This is a genomic window from Pseudomonas sp. 4CAES_32.4 (assembly GCF_058136335.1).
This window is the reverse complement of sequence record NZ_CM176882.1, coordinates 1,162,068-1,177,198: the sequence shown is the minus strand read 5'-3', so window position 1 is coordinate 1,177,198 and position 15,131 is coordinate 1,162,068. Positions and strand designations below refer to the sequence as shown.

Genomic DNA, 15,131 nt, shown 5'->3' with positions numbered 1-15,131 from the left:
TAACACATAAGGTCACGGTGGCCGAATGCGCCTGTCGCCATAGATCACACCGCTTTATGTAGGAGCTGCCGAAGGCTGCGATCTTTTGATCTTGCTTTTGATTTCAAGAAAAACAACATCAAAAGATCGCAGCCTTCGGCAGCTCCTACAGACAATCGTGTGTTCAGCCGCGCGGATGATGTTTGGCGTGCAGCTCCTGCAATCGGGCGCGGGCGACGTGGGTGTAGATTTGCGTGGTGGACAGGTCGCTGTGGCCGAGCAACATCTGCACCACGCGCAAGTCCGCGCCATGGTTAAGCAAGTGCGTGGCAAACGCGTGACGCAAGGTGTGCGGCGACAGCGACTTGCCGATCCCGGCGACCTTGGCCTGATGCTTGATGCGGTGCCAGAACGTTTGGCGGGTCATCTGCTCGCCGCGCTGGCTGGGGAACAGCACATCGCTGGGCCGCCCGCCGAGCAACTCGCCGCGACCATCGCGCATGTAGCGCTCGACCCAGACGATCGCCTCCTCGCCCATTGGTACCAGCCGTTCCTTGCTGCCCTTGCCCATCACCCGCAGCACGCCTTGGCGCAAGTTGACCTGCTCCAGCGTCAGGCTGACCAGTTCGGTCACCCGCAAACCGCAGGCGTACAGCACTTCAAGCATGGCCCGATCCCGCTGGCCGATGGCTTCGCTCAGATCGGGTGCCTTGAGCAGCGCCTCGACGTCGGCTTCCGACAAGGATTTGGGCAACGGCCGACCCAGTTGCGGCATTTCCACGCGCAAGGTCGGATCAACGCTGATCATTTTTTCACGCAGCAGATAGCGATAAAAGCCACGCACACCGGAGAGAAATCTCGCCGTGGAACGCGGTTTGTAATTCTGCTCCAGACGCCAGGCCAGATGATCGAGGATCAGCTCACGGCCGGCGTTGATCAGCTCCAGGTTCTTTTCCCGCAGCCAGCCGTTGAACAGCGCCAGATCGCTGCGATAAGCGCCGCGGGTGTTGTCGGACAGGCCTTTTTCCAGCCATAACGCGTCGAGGAATTGATCAATCAGTGGATGGTCGATGGCAGGCATGGGCGCTCAAGACACACAGTCTCAAGGACTGTGCGCAAATGTAGAGTGAACTGTAGGAATGGGCGCTAGTCTTTCATAGCCCGCAATTTCAAGGAACAGGGAGCATCAATGAACGAGCAGCAAATTCTATTGGCATTTGGCGGGATAGGCGCAGCAGCGCTGGGTTGCCAATGGCTGGCCTGGCGCCTGAAGCTGCCGGCGATTCTGTTTCTGTTGTTGACCGGCATTCTGGTCGGGCCGGTACTGGGCTGGCTCGACCCGCAGGAAATGTTCGGCCCGCTGTTGATGCCGCTGGTGTCACTGGCGGTGGCACTGATTCTGTTCGAGGGTAGCCTGACCCTGCACCTGTCGGAATGGAAAGAGATCGGCAGCGTCGTCCATCGCTTGGTGACCATTGGCGCGCTCTCGACCTGGGTGGTTATCGCGGTCGCCACCCACTATCTGCTCGGCTTCGACTGGATGCTGGCCATCCTCTTCGGCAGCCTGACACTGGTCACCGGCCCGACGGTGATCGTGCCGATGCTGCGTGTGGTGCGGCCGAAAGCCTCGATCGCCAACATCCTGCGCTGGGAAGGCATCGTCATTGATCCAATCGGCGCCCTGCTCGCCGTTGTGGTGTACAGCTTCATCATCGCCAGCGCCGAGGGCCATGGGCTCAAACAGAGTCTGTTTACCTTCGGCGGAGTGATTCTGTGCGGCGCAGTGTTCGGGATTGTCGGTGGCTGGGTGCTGGGGACGATTATTCGTCGGCAATGGTTGCCGGAATACCTGCACAACCTCGCGTCGTTGGCGGCGGTGCTGGGGATTTTCATTGCCGCCAACGAAGTGATGCACGAGTCCGGCCTGCTGGCGGTCACGCTGATGGGCATGTGGCTGGCGAACATGAAGGGTGTGGACGTGCGACACATTCTGCACTTCAAGGAAAATCTCAGCGTGCTGCTGATTTCCGGGTTGTTCATTCTGTTGGCGGCACGGTTGGACTTGTACGCCTTGATCGGCCTCGGGCCACTGGTATTGATTCTGCTGCTGGTGATCCAGCTGATCGCCCGGCCACTGAACGTTTTGCTCAGCACGGCTGGCTCAAGCCTGAGCTGGCGGGAGCGTGCGTTGCTGTGCTGGATTGCGCCACGGGGGATTGTTGCGGCGGCGGTATCGGCAATTTTCGCGATTCGCCTGCACGAAGCCGGACATGAAGGTGCGCTGCTGCTGGTGCCACTGACCTTTGCCGTGATCATCGGCACCGTCGTGCTGCAAAGCGCCACGGCGCGACCGCTGGCACGCCTGCTGAAGGTCGCCGAACCGGCACCGAGTGGATTCCTGATCGTCGGCGCCAATGGCCCGGCGCGGGAGCTGGGCAAATCGCTGCAGCAACTGGGCAGCCGCGTGCTGCTGACGGATTCAAGCTGGGAAAACATTCGTGCCGCGCGCATGGAAGGCTTGCCGACGTATTTCGGCAACCCGGCTTCGCAGCATGCCGATGCGCATCTGGATCTGGTCGGGCTGGGGCATTTGCTGGCGCTGTCGCCGTCGGGTGAACTCAATACCTTGGCAGCGATGCGCTTTCGTCATGATTTCGGCCACCAGCGACTGTTTGGCCTGGCCAGCGGCCATGAGAGCCGGCGTAGCGACAAGCATCGGGCGAGCCTCGAGCATCGTGGCAATCAATTGGGCAGCGAGGCGTTCACCTACGCGAAACTGGCCAGCCAGATGGGCCAGGGTGCCGAGTTGTACAGCACAACGTTGACTGATGGTTTTGGCTGGGAGGACTACCAGGCGCTGCATGGTAGCCGTGCGACGTTGCTGTTCATGCGTGACGACAGTGGCTGGGTGCACGTGGTGACGCCGGAGACGGCGGTGAAGCCTGGGTCGGGGTGGACGCTGTTGGCGTTGATTCAGCCTGAGAGCAGCGGCGCTGCTTAAATCGAATCGCTGGCAAGCCAGCTCCCACAGATATTGTGTAGTTCACAGCTTTTATGCTCGACACATAACCTGTGGGAGCTGGCTTGCCAGCGATGGTAGCGACGCGGTATCAAATCAAGCCGCAAAACCCGGCAGCACCGGCACCGGCCGCTTGTCATCATCAATGGCGACAAAGCTGAACTGCCCATGGATCGCCTTCTCGCGACCATCACAACTCATGCTCTCGACAAACACTTCCACCTCGACCTTAAGGCTGGTGTTGCCGACCTTGATCACTTTCCCCACAAGCTCAACGATCGAGCCCGCCGGGATCGCGTGATTGAAGTCGATACGGTCGGTGGAAACGGTCACCAACGGCAAACGACAGAAACGAGTGGCGGTGATGAACGACACTTCGTCCATCCACGCCAGCGCAGTGCCGCCGAACAGGGTGTTGTGATGGTTAGTGGTCGGCGGGAAGACGGCTTTGGTTACGCGTGTCACCGAGAGTTCGGTGCGGCGTTCGATTTCCTGGTCGCGGGTGGTCATGGTTCTGGCCTGAAACGAAAGTACGGTGAATAAATTGCAGGCAACAAAAAAGCAGCCCGTAGGCTGCTTTTTTCTGCATCGGAAGCTGGACTTAAGCCAGTTTTTCCTTGATGCGAGCTGCTTTACCCGACAGATCGCGCAGGTAGTACAGCTTGGCTTTACGTACGTCACCGCGACGTTTAACAGCCATGCTGTCGATCTGCGGGGAGTAGGTCTGGAAAGTACGTTCTACGCCAACACCGTTGGAGATTTTACGAACGGTGAACGCACTGTTCACGCCGCGGTTACGCTTGGCGATTACAACGCCTTCGAACGCTTGCAGACGGGAACGATCGCCTTCCTTCACTTTCACCTGAACGACAATAGTGTCGCCTGGGGCGAAGGTAGGGATTTCTTTGGTCATCTGCTCTGCTTCGAGTGCAAGGATGATTTTGTTAGTCATGCTGTGCTCCTAAGGTAAATCGTTCGATCTACCATCGATACGTTGTTAACTATCGTCCCGCTCGCGGATGTATTCCTCGAGCAGCTTCTTCTCTTCTCCAGAAAGCGAGCGGCTTTCCAGAAGATCGGCGCGTCGTTCAAAGGTCCTACCAAGGGACTGCTGTAAACGCCAACGCCGGATATGCGCGTGGTTGCCACTCAGCAACACGTCGGGTACACGCTGATCCGCATACACCTCAGGTCGGGTGTAGTGCGGGCAATCCAGCAGACCATCCGTAAAGGAATCTTCCTCGGCGGAGTCCGCATGCCCTAAAGCTCCAGGCAGCAGTCGTGTAACCGCATCGATCAGGACCATCGCCGGCAGCTCGCCGCCAGACAGTACATAGTCGCCAATCGACCACTCTTCATCGACATGAGCTTCAATAAAACGCTCGTCAATGCCTTCATAGCGGCCGGCAATCAGGATCAATGCATCCGATTGTGCCAACTCGCGTACCGCCGACTGAGTCAGTTGACGGCCTTGGGGGGACAGGTAAATCACCTTCGCCGCCTCCCCGGCTGCTGCCTTGGCCTGAACCAGAGCATCTTCCAGGGGCTTGATCTTCATCACCATGCCCGGACCACCGCCAAACGGGCGATCGTCCACAGTGTGATGCCGATCCGTCGTGTAATCTCGCGGATTCCAACAGGTCAGCTGCAAGAGCCCCTGTTTGACCGCACGACTGGTGATGCCGTAGTCGCCAATGGCGGAAAACATCTCGGGAAACAAACTGATCACTTCTACGCGCAAGTTAGCCACGCTTAGAAGTCCGCGTCCCAATCCACCTTCATCTCGCCCGCTGCCAGGTCGATGGCCAACACGCATTGCTCCGTATAGGGCAACAGGCGTTCGCGATCATCCAGGCTGCCAGCGCAAGGCTTGACTACCATTACATCATTGGCGCCGGTTTCCAGAAGATGATCGATTTTCCCGAGCAATTGCCCAAGGGTGTCGATTACCTTCAGACCTTCCAGCTGGTACCAGTAGTACTCACCGTCGGTCAATTCAGCGAACAGATTGCGCGGCACGCAGATCTCATAACCGGCCAGAAGACGAGCTTCTTCACGATCATCAAGACCCTTGAGCTTTGCGACCAGGAACTTGTCGCTCCCGCGTCCACTGACCAGCTCGACCTGTTTGACATTGCCTTCGCGCTTGAGCGTCCAGGTTTTGTACTGCAACAGGTTTTCAGTCGGATCAGTAAAGGAATAAACCTTCACTTCGCCGCGAACGCCATGAACAGAATAAATTTTGCCAATAACGATCAAATCATCGGCAACAGCAGGCGTCGCGTTCATATTGCTCAGGCCGCAGCCTTTGCAGATTCCTTCAGCAACTGAGCAACACGCTCAGAAGGCTGTGCACCAACGCTCAGCCAGTAGGCTACGCGCTCTTGGTTCACGGACAGACGGATTTCCTGACCACGGGCAACAGGGTTGAAGAAACCAACCTGTTCTTTGTGGGAGCCGTCACGCGGGTTACGCGAGTCGGTTACGGTCAGGTGGTAAAACGGGCGCTTTTTGGAGCCGCCAAGGGCAAGACGGATTGTTAGCATGTGAACATCGTTCCTGTAGTCGGTGCTGCAAATCTAAATGCACAGCGGGCATGGGTGCCCGAAAGGCCGCATATTCTAAGGAATATCCGGACTTTTGCAAATGACTTTTTCCGGCGCCTATGGCATGCCGTGCAGATCTGCATATAGAGCCGTCGATGAAAACGGCCAGTCAGCTCCCGCCGAGTGCGGGTTTGCTGTTGATCCTGCGTCCTTGCAGGGTCTGCGCCGGTGCGACGACCGGCGAAGTCTTTACATCTTTGGCATGCCGCCGCCGGGCAACATTCCGCCCATGCCGCGCATCATTTTCGCCATTCCGCCTTTGGCGGTGAATTTCTTCATCATCTTCTGCATCTGCTTGTGCTGCTTGATCAAGCGACCGATGTCCTGCACCTGAGTGCCGGAACCCATGGCGATCCGGCGTTTGCGCGAACCGCTGATCAGCTCAGGGTCGCGGCGCTCGGCCGGGGTCATGGAATTGATGATGGCTTCCATCTGCTTGAATTGCTTCTCTGCGGCATTCTGGGCACTGCCCATTTGCGACAGGTTGACGCCGCCGATGCTCGGCAGTTTGTCCATGAGGCCGCCGAGGCCGCCCATGTTCTTCATCTGTTGCAGCTGATCGCGGAAGTCTTCGAGGTCGAAGCCCTTGCCCTTCTTCAGCTTCTTGGCCAGTTTGTCGGCCTTGTCCTTGTCGAGGGTCGCTTCGGCCTGTTCGATCAGGCTGAGCACGTCGCCCATGCCGAGGATGCGCGAGGCGATACGTTCAGGGTGGAACGGATCGAGCGCTTCGCTCTTCTCGCCCATACCGATGAACTTGATCGGCTTGCCAGTGATGGCGCGTACAGACAATGCGGCACCGCCACGGGCGTCGCCGTCGACCTTGGTCAGGATCACACCGGTCAGCGGCAGAGCATCACCGAAGGCCTTGGCCGTGTTGGCGGCGTCCTGACCGGTCATGGCGTCAACCACGAACAGGGTTTCGACCGGGTTGATCGCGGCGTGCAGCGCCTTGATCTCGCCCATCATCTCTTCGTCGATGTGCAGACGACCGGCGGTGTCGACGATTACCACGTCGATGAATTTCAGTTTTGCTTCTTTAATAGCCGCCGTGGCGATGTCGACCGGCTTCTGGCTCAGGTCGGACGGGAAGAACGTCACGCCGATATCGTTGGCCAGGGTTTCCAGCTGTTTAATAGCCGCAGGACGGTAAACGTCCGCCGACACGACCATGACCGACTTCTTCTTGCGCTCTTTGAGGAAGCGCGCCAGTTTGCCGGCAGTGGTGGTTTTACCGGCGCCCTGCAGACCGGCCATCAGAATGACGGCAGGTGGCACGGCGCTCAGGTTCAAATCTTCGTTGGCCGCGCCCATCAGGCTTTCGAGTTCGGCCTGGACGATCTTCACGAACGCCTGGCCCGGCGTCAGGCTGCGCGACACCTCGGTGCCGACAGCGCGCTCCTTGACCGAATTGACGAAGTCCTTGACCACCGGCAGGGCGACGTCGGCTTCGAGCAACGCCATGCGCACTTCGCGCAGGGTGTCTTTGATATTGTCCTCGGTCAGCTTCGCCTTGCCGGTGACATGGCGCAGCGTCTGCGAGAGACGGTCGGTTAAGTTTTCAAACATTGCGCGATCCTTTCAGGCCCTGTGTAGACCGGGATAATGGCGGCCCAGACCGGAATCAACATGTGCTCGGCGAGCCTGCGGCGTGGGCAGGTCGCGGATTATAGCGAAGACTGCGGCTGGCGGACACCTCGCTGTCAGCTTCCTGAGTCTTTCGTGCCATGGCGGTTCTATGCCAAACTCAGCCCCTTTCGGGCTTGCCTAACAGGATTTATGCTCCCCTTGTCACCCAGCTTATTGACCACCCTCGCCGCCGCCCTTCTATATGCCGCTGCGACCCTTTATCAGAGCACCCGCTTGGCCACCGGCGCCAAGGCGAACAAGCGCCTGCTGGTCAGCCTCGGCGCGCTCGCCGTGGTGGCCCACGCCGCCAGCCTGCTCACTCACTTGTTGACGCCGATCGGTCTGGGCCTGGACTTCTTCAGCGCCTCCAGCCTGATCGCGGCGGCGGTGATTGCCCTGACCCTGATCGCCTGCTCACGAATCCCGGTGGAAAACCTGCTGGTGCTGCTGTTCCCGCTGGGCGCGATCACCGTGCTGCTGGCGCAGTTCGCGCCGACCGGCACGGTGCAGATCATCGACGAAGAGCCGGGCATCCTTGCGCACATTCTGTTGTCGATCCTTGCTTACGGCATGTTTACCATCGCGGTGTTCCAGGCCTTGCTGCTGCTGGTGCAAGACCACCAGCTCAAGCACAAGCATCCGTCCGGGCTGATCAAGAATTTCCCGCCGTTGCAAACCATGGAAAGCCTGCTGTTCGGGTTCCTCTGGGCTGGCTGGACGCTGCTGTCGCTGTCGCTGATCTCCGGCTGGCTGTTCGTCGAGAACCTGTTCGCCCAGCATCTGGTACATAAAACTCTGCTGGCGTGCCTGGCCTGGATTGTGTTCAGCGTGCTGCTGTGGGGCCGCAACCGTCTCGGTTGGCGCGGTCACAAGGCGATCCGCTGGACCCTCGCCGGTTTCTGCCTGCTGATGTTGGCGTATTTCGGCAGCAAGCTGGTTCGCGAATACATCCTGCACATCTGACGGGCGGCATAAATGGACGGTTTGCCCATAGGGCCGATGCTCGCGGTATTTGTCCTGCTGATTTTATGGTCGGGGCTGTTTACCGCCGTCGAAATCGCGCAGCAGCACCTGCTCGCGCAACGCACCGCCTCACGCGCCAGCGATAAACCGCTGGCGAAGCTGAGCTTCCCGCTCGACAGCCTCATCCTTTGCAATACCCTGTGCCGCGCGCTCGCGGTGGTGATCGCGACGCTGCTGGCGATTTTCCTCTGCGAAGAAAACGGCCCATGGGCAGCATGCCTTGGCGCTGGGGCAATTCTGCTGGTATTTGCCGATTACTTCCCGCGCACTGTCGCTCAGCGTTATCCCGATGCTGTGCTGGCATTCGGCAATACCTTGCTGGCGGTGCCGCTGAAGATTGTTTACCCGTTTGCCTGGGTGTTCAGTCGTATTAGCGGCCTGCTGATGAGTCCGTTTGTGCGCAAGGTCAAAGTCGTCCAGCAGAGCGAAGATGACGCACCCGCCGACCGTTACGACGATCCGGAGCACCCGGTTCACGCGCACCCGGTTTCGGGCATTCATGCGCTGGACAACATCACCGTCAACGACATCCTGGTGCCGCGCAGTGACGTCGACGGCATCAACCTCGACGATTCGATCGAAGAGATCATTGAGCAACTGCGCCACAACAAACGTACGCGTCTGCCGATGTTCCACAGTGACATCAACCAGGTTGAAGCCGTACTCAATACCCGACAGATCCGTCATCTGCTGGGCAACGGCGATCTGACGCTCGAAGCCTTGATGGCAGCCAGTTACGAACCGTACTTCGTCCCGGAAAGCACGCCACTGCAACTGCAACTGCTGAATTTCCACAAACAACAACGGCGTCTGGGCATGGTGGTTGACGAGTACGGCGAAGTACTCGGGATCGTCACCCTGGAAGACATTCTCGAAGAGATCGTCGGCGAATTCGAAAGCGAGCACAGCCTCGATAATCCGCACATTCATCCTCAGGCCGATGGCCGCATGGTGATTGAAGGTGCCGCCTCGATCCGCGAATTGAACAAATGCCTGGGCTGGCATTTGCCGAGCGACGGGCCGAAGACCCTCAATGGCCTGGTCACCGAGGCGCTGGAAACCATTCCGGACAGCGCGGTTTGCCTGAAAATCGGGCGTTATCGGCTAGAGATTCTCGAGACCGAGGAGAACCGGGTGAGCAAGGTGCTGATCTGGCATACCTCTGCCGTGCCTGCTCTGACGCCTGCTCGATAGACGATTTTTTTTGCGCTTGTTCAATCGTTAGCCCCCTTCCTATAATCGAGGCGCTTACCCAAGCGCCGCCGAACCGCGTGCTTACCCCGCACCTGACAGGATTCGGCCATTTCTGCATTACACCGGCGATTGTTCCTACCTGAAACAGCGACCGCGCCTCATCCCACATCCCTGGGTGCTCGACCATAATAATTTCATGACTGTCAGGGATCACCGCATGACGACCAGTACCGCTTACAGCGACACCGCGCCTGCCCAACCAACCAACTCCGCCACCCGCGTGGCGACGGCGAGTTTTATCGGCACCGCGATCGAGTTCTACGATTTCTATGTTTACGCCACGGCGGCTGCGCTGGTGATCGGGCCGGTGTTCTTTCCGCAGACCTCAGGCACCGCGCAGATGCTGTCGGCATTTCTGACCTTCGGCATCGCCTTCCTCGCCCGCCCGCTGGGGTCGGCGCTGTTCGGCCACTTCGGTGACCGCATCGGGCGCAAGTCGACGCTGGTTGCCTCGCTGCTATTGATGGGCGTGTGTACGACGCTGATTGGCGTGCTGCCGGGTTACGCCACCATTGGCGCATGGGCGCCGATTCTGTTGTGTGTGCTGCGCTTCGGCCAAGGGCTGGGGTTGGGCGGCGAATGGGGCGGTGCTGCTCTCCTCGCCACGGAAAACGCGCCGAAAGGCAAACGCGCGTGGTTCGGCATGTTCCCGCAGCTTGGGCCCTCGATTGGCTTTCTTGCGGCCAACGGATTGTTCCTGACCCTGGCCATGACCCTCACCGATGAGCAGTTCCGCAGTTGGGGCTGGCGGATTCCGTTTCTGCTCAGCGCGGCGCTGGTGATGGTCGGTCTGTACGTACGATTGAAACTGCACGAAACGCCGGTGTTCGCCAACGCCATCGCCCGTCAGGAGCGGGTAAAAATCCCGCTGGTCGAGCTGTTCAGTCAATACTGGGCGCCAACCTTGCTGGGCGCAGCGGCGATGGTGGTGTGCTATGCGCTGTTCTATATCTCGACGGTGTTTTCCTTGAGCTACGGGGTGTCCACCCTCGGTTATAGCCGCGAGACGTTCCTCGGATTGCTGTGCTTTGCCGTGCTGTTCATGGCTGCTGCCACACCGTTGTCCGCTTGGGCGAGCGACCGTTATGGACGCAAACCGGTGCTGATCATCGGCGGCGTGCTGGCAATTCTTTCCGGGTTCTTGATGGAGCCACTGCTGACTCAGGGGTCGACCTGGGGCGTGGCGCTGTTTCTGTGCATTGAGCTGTTCTTGATGGGCGTGACGTTCGCGCCGATGGGGGCGCTGTTGCCAGAGCTGTTCCCGACCCACGTGCGTTATACCGGCGCTTCGGCGGCGTATAACCTGGGCGGCATTGTCGGGGCCTCGGCGGCGCCGTTCTTTGCGCAGAAACTGGTGGCGATGGGTGGTTTGAGTTATGTCGGCGGGTATGTGTCGGCAGCGGCGGTGCTGAGTTTGATTGCGGTGCTGTGCCTGAAGGAAACGCGCAATAACGATCTGAATCAGGTTGCCTGATGCAAAAGCATCGCTAGCAGGGCTAGCTCCCACAGGGTTATTGGTTGGCCACAGATCTGTGTTCACCCAAATCCTATGTGGGAGCTAGCCCTGCTAGCGAATGCCGCGACGCGGTTTACAGCTCTACAACAACCGCCTGAGCAGCACGGGTCGCTTTGGCACGAGCAGCCTCGATCGACTCATCCCGCGCCAGCGCGACGCCCATGCGGCGCTGACCATTCACTTCTGGCTTGCCAAACAGACGCAGTGCCGTGTCCGGCTCGCTCAACGCAGCACCCAGATTGGCGAATGCCGTCTGCGTCGACTGCCCTTCCACCAGAATCACCGCCGAAGCCGATGGCCCGAACTGACGGATCAGCGGCACCGGCAGGCCCAGAATGGCGCGAGCGTGCAGGGCGAACTGCGACAGATCCTGGGAAATCAGCGTCACCAGACCGGTGTCGTGCGGGCGCGGCGAGACTTCGCTGAACCACACCTGATCACCTTTGATGAACAGCTCGACGCCGAACAGACCCCGGCCACCCAGCGCCTCGGTTACGGCTTTGGCAACGCGCTCGGATTCAGCCAGAGCAATCGGGCTCATGGCTTGTGGCTGCCAGGATTCCTGATAGTCGCCCTTCTCCTGACGGTGACCAACTGGCGCACAGAACGTGGTGCCGCCAACGTGGCGCACGGTCAGCAGGGTGATTTCATAGTCGAAATCGATGAAGCCTTCGATGATCACCCGACCTTTGCCGGCGCGACCGCCTTCTTGCGCGTAATCCCAGGCTTTCTGCACGTCATCGGCACTGCGCAGCAGGCTCTGACCCTTGCCCGACGAACTCATCACCGGTTTGACCACGCATGGGAAACCCAGGTCTTCGACGGCTTTGCTGTAGTCCTCGACCGTGTCGGCAAAGTGATACGGCGAGGTCGGCAGGTCCAGCTCTTCGGCGGCCAGGCGACGGATGCCTTCACGGTTCATGGTCAGTTGCGCGGCACGCGCGGTCGGGATCACGGTGAAGCCTTCGGCTTCCAGTTCAACCAGAGTGGCAGTGGCGATGGCTTCGATTTCCGGCACGATGAAGTGCGGCTTCTCGGCTTCGATCACGGCACGCAGGGCAGCGCCGTCGAGCATGTTGATCACGTGGCTGCGATGGGCGACTTGCATGGCCGGCGCGTTGGCGTAGCGGTCAACGGCGATCACTTCAACGCCCAGGCGTTGCAGCTCGATCACCACTTCCTTGCCCAACTCACCACAGCCACACAGCAATACGCGGGTCGCGGTTGGCGACAATGGAGTTCCGATACGGGTCATCTCAGGTCCTCAAAGAAGCGGATCATCGAGGAAAGCAACGCCAGACGTGCTTTCCATGGGGAGAAAGCGCGGCATTTTACATGAACCTGAGGCTTTGGCTTCAGCCGGCGACGGCCTGTTTGCGATCGCGCCAGGCCATGATCAGCCAGACGGCGGTGACGCCGGCGAATTTCGACAGCAGCGCCGTGATGATCACGGGTGGCGTCATCAGGTCGATCATGCCGAAGAAGATGAAGGTGTCGAGGGGAATGCTCAGCGCCGAACTGATCCACAAGCGGTCGCGCAACGGCCGTTTGGTGATGCTGAACACCAGCCAGTCGATGATCTCCGACACCGCGAAGGCCGTGGCGCTGGCCAACGCGATGGACGGATCGGAAGTGACATAAGACAGCACCAAAGCCGCCAGCATCGCCACCAGCGCACCGTGACCGAAACGGGTTTGCACCATGTCGCGCAGTATGAACACCAGACCGCCCCAGGCCGACCAGATGATGTCCAGGTGTGGCGCAGTGGAGAAGGCGAAGTTGATCAGCACGACGCTGCTGATGTAGGCGATGAGGAAAATCATGCGGGCGACCTGTCAATTTGGCGCACAGGTTACTGTAGACGCAGCAGAATCAAAAGATCGCAGCCTTCGGCAGCGCCTACATTTGAAATGCGTTCCTGTGTAGGAGCTGCCGAAGGCTGCAATCTTTTGATCTTGGCTACTTGTGCGGGGCTGACCCAATCATCCACACCAACCCACTGGCCTTCGCCCGCTCATGACACAACCCCAGCACCGAGCGGCGCTCGTCATTGGTCATGCGGCCCCAGCGGGTAATTTCTGCCACCGTACGCTGGCAGCCAGTACAGATGTCATCCTCATCAAGCGCACAAATATTCACGCAGGGCGAGGCGACGGGTCTTTCGGGGGTCGTCATTCTTCTTGCTCAACCAGATCGCGCGCATAACGCTGAGAGTTATGCACATAGTGGGCGGCGCTGGCCTCAAGCATCTTCTTCTGCGGTTCGGTGAGCTCACGTACCACCTTGCCCGGTGAGCCCATTACCAGCGAGCCGTCAGGAATTTCCTTGTTCTCACCGATCAGCGAATTGGCGCCGATGATGCAGTTCTTGCCGATCTTCGCGCCATTGAGAATCACCGCGTTGATACCGATCAGGCTGTAATCGCCGACGGTACAACCATGCAGCATGGCGTTGTGGCCGATGGTCACGCCGGTGCCGATGGTCAGCGGATAGCCCATGTCGGTGTGCATCACGGTGCCGTCCTGCACGTTGCTGTTCTTGCCGATCAGGATCAGTTCGTTGTCGCCGCGCAGCACGGCGTTGAACCAGACGCTGGCGCCCTCTTCCAGTTTGACCTTGCCCACCAGCACGGCATTGGGGGCGACCCAGCTCTGTGGATGGGTCTCGACACGGGCGTCGCCCAAGCGGTATTTCATCTTGTTTTCCTCAGGGCTCACGGTAGCGGCCATTCGAACGATGGCTTAGGTGTTGATAAAGCTTTTAGGCGGTTGGTGCAGGCTGATCTTGGCGTCATAGAGCAGATTGATCAACTCGACAATCATGATCGCCGTCAGCCCCCAGATCTTGTACTCGCCATAGCGATAGCTCGGCACGTACCAGCTGCGACCTTGATAGTCGATGCGATGGGTGTGTTCGCGGGGGTCTTTGCGGAAGAATTCCAGCGGTACGCTGAAGACGGCGGCGATCTCGGCATCATTGGCCTGATACTCGACGAAATCGGGGATCACGCCAACATAAGGCGTGACCTTGATACCGTGCAGGGAGATCAACGGACTGAGCGGGCCGATGACTTCGACCAGTCCCGGCGGCAGACCGATCTCCTCTTCCGCTTCGCGCAGCGCGGTGAAGATCAGATCCGGATCCTCGGGATCGCGGCGGCCACCGGGGAAAGCGACTTCGCCGCCGTGGGTCGAGAGCCCGCTGGCGCGCAAGGTCAATACCAGTTCCGGCTCGTCACTGCGGGTGATCGGCACCAGAACGGCGGCCTCGGGGAAACGTTTGTCGGTCTCCAGCGTGCGCGGTGTGTGGTTGCTTACCCGATGCAGTAGCTCGTCCAGCATGAGTGTTCTCGATCAGTGCCTTACCCTGCATCATGCACCAATCATTGCGGCCGCCCAAGCCCCGAAACTCGCCATGTCGCGAAACGACAACTTGCCGACCGACACCGCTGCACGCCAAGATAGGCGCAGCATTCAGGAACCCCAGCATGAAATTTTGCAGCCACTGCGGTAACCCGGTCACCCAACGCATTCCCGAAGGCGATTCGCGGCTGCGATTTGTCTGTGACAGCTGTCAGACCATTCACTATCAGAACCCCAATATTGTCGCCGGCTGCGTGCCGACCTGGGGCACGAAAGTGCTGTTGTGCCGTCGCGCCATCGAGCCGCGCCTCGGCTACTGGACATTGCCCGCGGGTTTCATGGAGAACGGCGAGACCATCGAGCAAGCCGCGATTCGTGAAACGGCTGAAGAAGCTTGCGCCCGCGTACGCAACCTGAGCATCTACACGCTGATCGACGTGCCGCACATCAGTCAGGTGCATGTATTCTTTCGCGCCGAGCTGGTGGATCTCGACTTTGCCGCCGGCCCCGAGAGCCTTGAAGTGCAACTATTCGACGAAGCCGACATTCCCTGGGACGAGCTGGCTTTCCGCACGGTGGGGCGTACCTTAGAATGCTTCTTCGCTGATCGGCGTGTTGAGACGTATCCGGTTCGTTCGGAATCGATTCCTCCGCTGGTGCAGCCGGTGATTGTCGGTTAGAAGATCAAAAGATCGCAGCCTGCGGCAGCTCCTACACAAAACCTGTTTGCTTCACTCTTGGGGAAT

17 protein-coding genes are annotated in these 15,131 nt (G+C 59.3%); 5 read left to right on the top strand and 12 right to left on the bottom strand.

The features are described 5' to 3' along the window. Nucleotides 1-163: 163 nt before the first annotated feature. Nucleotides 164-1,060 (bottom strand): site-specific tyrosine recombinase XerD, encoded by an 897-nt coding sequence (gene xerD, locus AC3Y64_RS05155; protein ID WP_489986666.1) that lies wholly within the window; start codon nucleotides 1,058-1,060, stop codon nucleotides 164-166. 108 nt (nucleotides 1,061-1,168) lie between these two features. On the opposite strand from xerD, the gene AC3Y64_RS05150 reads away from it, so the two are divergent. Further along, a complete protein-coding gene (locus AC3Y64_RS05150; RefSeq protein ID WP_489986665.1) occupies nucleotides 1,169-2,980 on the top strand; it encodes a cation:proton antiporter in 1,812 nt (603 codons plus the stop codon). Between the two features lie 114 nt (nucleotides 2,981-3,094). On the opposite strand, the gene AC3Y64_RS05145 is transcribed toward AC3Y64_RS05150, so the two are convergent. The 6 genes from AC3Y64_RS05145 to ffh all read right to left on the bottom strand — a co-directional run bounded on the left by AC3Y64_RS05145 (nucleotide 3,095) and on the right by ffh (nucleotide 7,170). Continuing rightward, nucleotides 3,095-3,508 (bottom strand): acyl-CoA thioesterase, encoded by a 414-nt coding sequence (locus AC3Y64_RS05145; protein ID WP_038357747.1) that lies wholly within the window; start codon nucleotides 3,506-3,508, stop codon nucleotides 3,095-3,097. 91 nt (nucleotides 3,509-3,599) lie between these two features. Further along, nucleotides 3,600-3,950 carry a 50S ribosomal protein L19 gene (rplS, locus tag AC3Y64_RS05140; RefSeq protein ID WP_003175895.1) on the bottom strand — a complete coding sequence of 117 codons (351 nt, stop codon included), beginning with the start codon at nucleotides 3,948-3,950 and terminating at the stop codon, nucleotides 3,600-3,602. Between the two features lie 45 nt (nucleotides 3,951-3,995). After that, nucleotides 3,996-4,748: a tRNA (guanosine(37)-N1)-methyltransferase TrmD gene (trmD, locus tag AC3Y64_RS05135; RefSeq protein WP_008081628.1), complete on the bottom strand. Its 753-nt coding sequence runs from the start codon at nucleotides 4,746-4,748 to the stop codon at nucleotides 3,996-3,998. Nucleotides 4,749-4,750: 2 nt separating this feature from the next. After that, a complete protein-coding gene (gene rimM, locus AC3Y64_RS05130) occupies nucleotides 4,751-5,287 on the bottom strand; it encodes a ribosome maturation factor RimM (protein ID WP_064393256.1) in 537 nt (178 codons plus the stop codon). Nucleotides 5,288-5,292: 5 nt separating this feature from the next. Continuing rightward, nucleotides 5,293-5,544 (bottom strand): 30S ribosomal protein S16, encoded by a 252-nt coding sequence (gene rpsP, locus AC3Y64_RS05125; RefSeq protein ID WP_003185073.1) that lies wholly within the window; start codon nucleotides 5,542-5,544, stop codon nucleotides 5,293-5,295. Between the two features lie 249 nt (nucleotides 5,545-5,793). Further along, on the bottom strand, nucleotides 5,794-7,170 hold the full coding sequence (ffh, locus tag AC3Y64_RS05120) for a signal recognition particle protein (protein ID WP_489986664.1): 1,377 nt from the start codon (nucleotides 7,168-7,170) through the stop codon (nucleotides 5,794-5,796). Between the two features lie 210 nt (nucleotides 7,171-7,380). Between ffh and AC3Y64_RS05115 the strand changes: the two genes are divergently transcribed. The 3 genes from AC3Y64_RS05115 (at nucleotide 7,381) to AC3Y64_RS05105 (ending at nucleotide 10,981) form a co-directional block, all read left to right on the top strand. After that, entirely contained in the window at nucleotides 7,381-8,193 is an 813-nt protein-coding gene (locus tag AC3Y64_RS05115; protein WP_034154823.1) for a cytochrome C assembly family protein, read from the top strand. Nucleotides 8,194-8,205: 12 nt separating this feature from the next. After that, nucleotides 8,206-9,447, top strand: a complete 1,242-nt coding sequence (locus AC3Y64_RS05110; protein ID WP_489986663.1) for a transporter associated domain-containing protein — start codon at nucleotides 8,206-8,208, stop codon at nucleotides 9,445-9,447. A 217-nt stretch (nucleotides 9,448-9,664) separates the two neighbouring features. Continuing rightward, complete coding sequence (locus tag AC3Y64_RS05105; protein WP_489986662.1) at nucleotides 9,665-10,981, top strand: MFS transporter; 1,317 nt, start codon at nucleotides 9,665-9,667, stop codon at nucleotides 10,979-10,981. 115 nt (nucleotides 10,982-11,096) lie between these two features. Here AC3Y64_RS05105 and purT read toward each other — a convergent pair whose 3' ends face one another. The 5 genes from purT to AC3Y64_RS05080 all read right to left on the bottom strand — a co-directional run bounded on the left by purT (nucleotide 11,097) and on the right by AC3Y64_RS05080 (nucleotide 14,364). Next, entirely contained in the window at nucleotides 11,097-12,278 is a 1,182-nt protein-coding gene (gene purT, locus AC3Y64_RS05100; protein WP_489986661.1) for a formate-dependent phosphoribosylglycinamide formyltransferase, read from the bottom strand. A gap of 100 nt (nucleotides 12,279-12,378) precedes the next feature. Beyond that, nucleotides 12,379-12,846: a preQ0 transporter gene (locus tag AC3Y64_RS05095; RefSeq protein WP_489986660.1), complete on the bottom strand. Its 468-nt coding sequence runs from the start codon at nucleotides 12,844-12,846 to the stop codon at nucleotides 12,379-12,381. A 136-nt stretch (nucleotides 12,847-12,982) separates the two neighbouring features. Continuing rightward, the gene (locus AC3Y64_RS05090; protein ID WP_489986659.1) at nucleotides 12,983-13,198 is read right to left on the bottom strand and encodes a DUF1289 domain-containing protein; all 216 of its coding nucleotides are present in this window, start codon (nucleotides 13,196-13,198) and stop codon (nucleotides 12,983-12,985) included. Continuing rightward, entirely contained in the window at nucleotides 13,195-13,719 is a 525-nt protein-coding gene (locus AC3Y64_RS05085; RefSeq protein WP_489986658.1) for a gamma carbonic anhydrase family protein, read from the bottom strand. Before AC3Y64_RS05085 ends, AC3Y64_RS05090 begins: the two co-directional genes overlap by 4 nt. A 45-nt stretch (nucleotides 13,720-13,764) precedes the next feature. Beyond that, on the bottom strand, nucleotides 13,765-14,364 hold the full coding sequence (locus AC3Y64_RS05080; protein ID WP_462019419.1) for a CoA pyrophosphatase: 600 nt from the start codon (nucleotides 14,362-14,364) through the stop codon (nucleotides 13,765-13,767). A 146-nt stretch (nucleotides 14,365-14,510) separates the two neighbouring features. Here AC3Y64_RS05080 and AC3Y64_RS05075 point away from each other — a divergent pair, with 146 nt between their 5' ends. Next, nucleotides 14,511-15,065 carry an NUDIX hydrolase gene (locus AC3Y64_RS05075; RefSeq protein ID WP_158955917.1) on the top strand — a complete coding sequence of 185 codons (555 nt, stop codon included), beginning with the start codon at nucleotides 14,511-14,513 and terminating at the stop codon, nucleotides 15,063-15,065. Nucleotides 15,066-15,131 lie beyond the last annotated feature (66 nt).

What these genes read in the sequence shown, in the direction of transcription:
- AC3Y64_RS05090 (WP_489986659.1), bottom strand. Translation starts at nt 13,198, where the DNA reads ATGACGACCCCCGAAAGACCCGTCGCCTCGCCCTGCGTGAATATTTGT.
- ffh (WP_489986664.1), bottom strand. Translation starts at nt 7,170, where the DNA reads ATGTTTGAAAACTTAACCGACCGTCTCTCGCAGACGCTGCGCCATGTC.
- AC3Y64_RS05105 (WP_489986662.1), top strand. Translation starts at nt 9,665, where the DNA reads ATGACGACCAGTACCGCTTACAGCGACACCGCGCCTGCCCAACCAACC.
- AC3Y64_RS05095 (WP_489986660.1), bottom strand. Translation starts at nt 12,846, where the DNA reads ATGATTTTCCTCATCGCCTACATCAGCAGCGTCGTGCTGATCAACTTC.
- AC3Y64_RS05110 (WP_489986663.1), top strand. Translation starts at nt 8,206, where the DNA reads ATGGACGGTTTGCCCATAGGGCCGATGCTCGCGGTATTTGTCCTGCTG.
- AC3Y64_RS05080 (WP_462019419.1), bottom strand. Translation starts at nt 14,364, where the DNA reads ATGCTGGACGAGCTACTGCATCGGGTAAGCAACCACACACCGCGCACG.
- rimM (WP_064393256.1), bottom strand. Translation starts at nt 5,287, where the DNA reads ATGAACGCGACGCCTGCTGTTGCCGATGATTTGATCGTTATTGGCAAA.
- xerD (WP_489986666.1), bottom strand. Translation starts at nt 1,060, where the DNA reads ATGCCTGCCATCGACCATCCACTGATTGATCAATTCCTCGACGCGTTA.
- AC3Y64_RS05085 (WP_489986658.1), bottom strand. Translation starts at nt 13,719, where the DNA reads ATGAAATACCGCTTGGGCGACGCCCGTGTCGAGACCCATCCACAGAGC.
- purT (WP_489986661.1), bottom strand. Translation starts at nt 12,278, where the DNA reads ATGACCCGTATCGGAACTCCATTGTCGCCAACCGCGACCCGCGTATTG.
- AC3Y64_RS05115 (WP_034154823.1), top strand. Translation starts at nt 7,381, where the DNA reads ATGCTCCCCTTGTCACCCAGCTTATTGACCACCCTCGCCGCCGCCCTT.
- rplS (WP_003175895.1), bottom strand. Translation starts at nt 3,950, where the DNA reads ATGACTAACAAAATCATCCTTGCACTCGAAGCAGAGCAGATGACCAAA.
- AC3Y64_RS05145 (WP_038357747.1), bottom strand. Translation starts at nt 3,508, where the DNA reads ATGACCACCCGCGACCAGGAAATCGAACGCCGCACCGAACTCTCGGTG.
- AC3Y64_RS05150 (WP_489986665.1), top strand. Translation starts at nt 1,169, where the DNA reads ATGAACGAGCAGCAAATTCTATTGGCATTTGGCGGGATAGGCGCAGCA.
- rpsP (WP_003185073.1), bottom strand. Translation starts at nt 5,544, where the DNA reads ATGCTAACAATCCGTCTTGCCCTTGGCGGCTCCAAAAAGCGCCCGTTT.
- AC3Y64_RS05075 (WP_158955917.1), top strand. Translation starts at nt 14,511, where the DNA reads ATGAAATTTTGCAGCCACTGCGGTAACCCGGTCACCCAACGCATTCCC.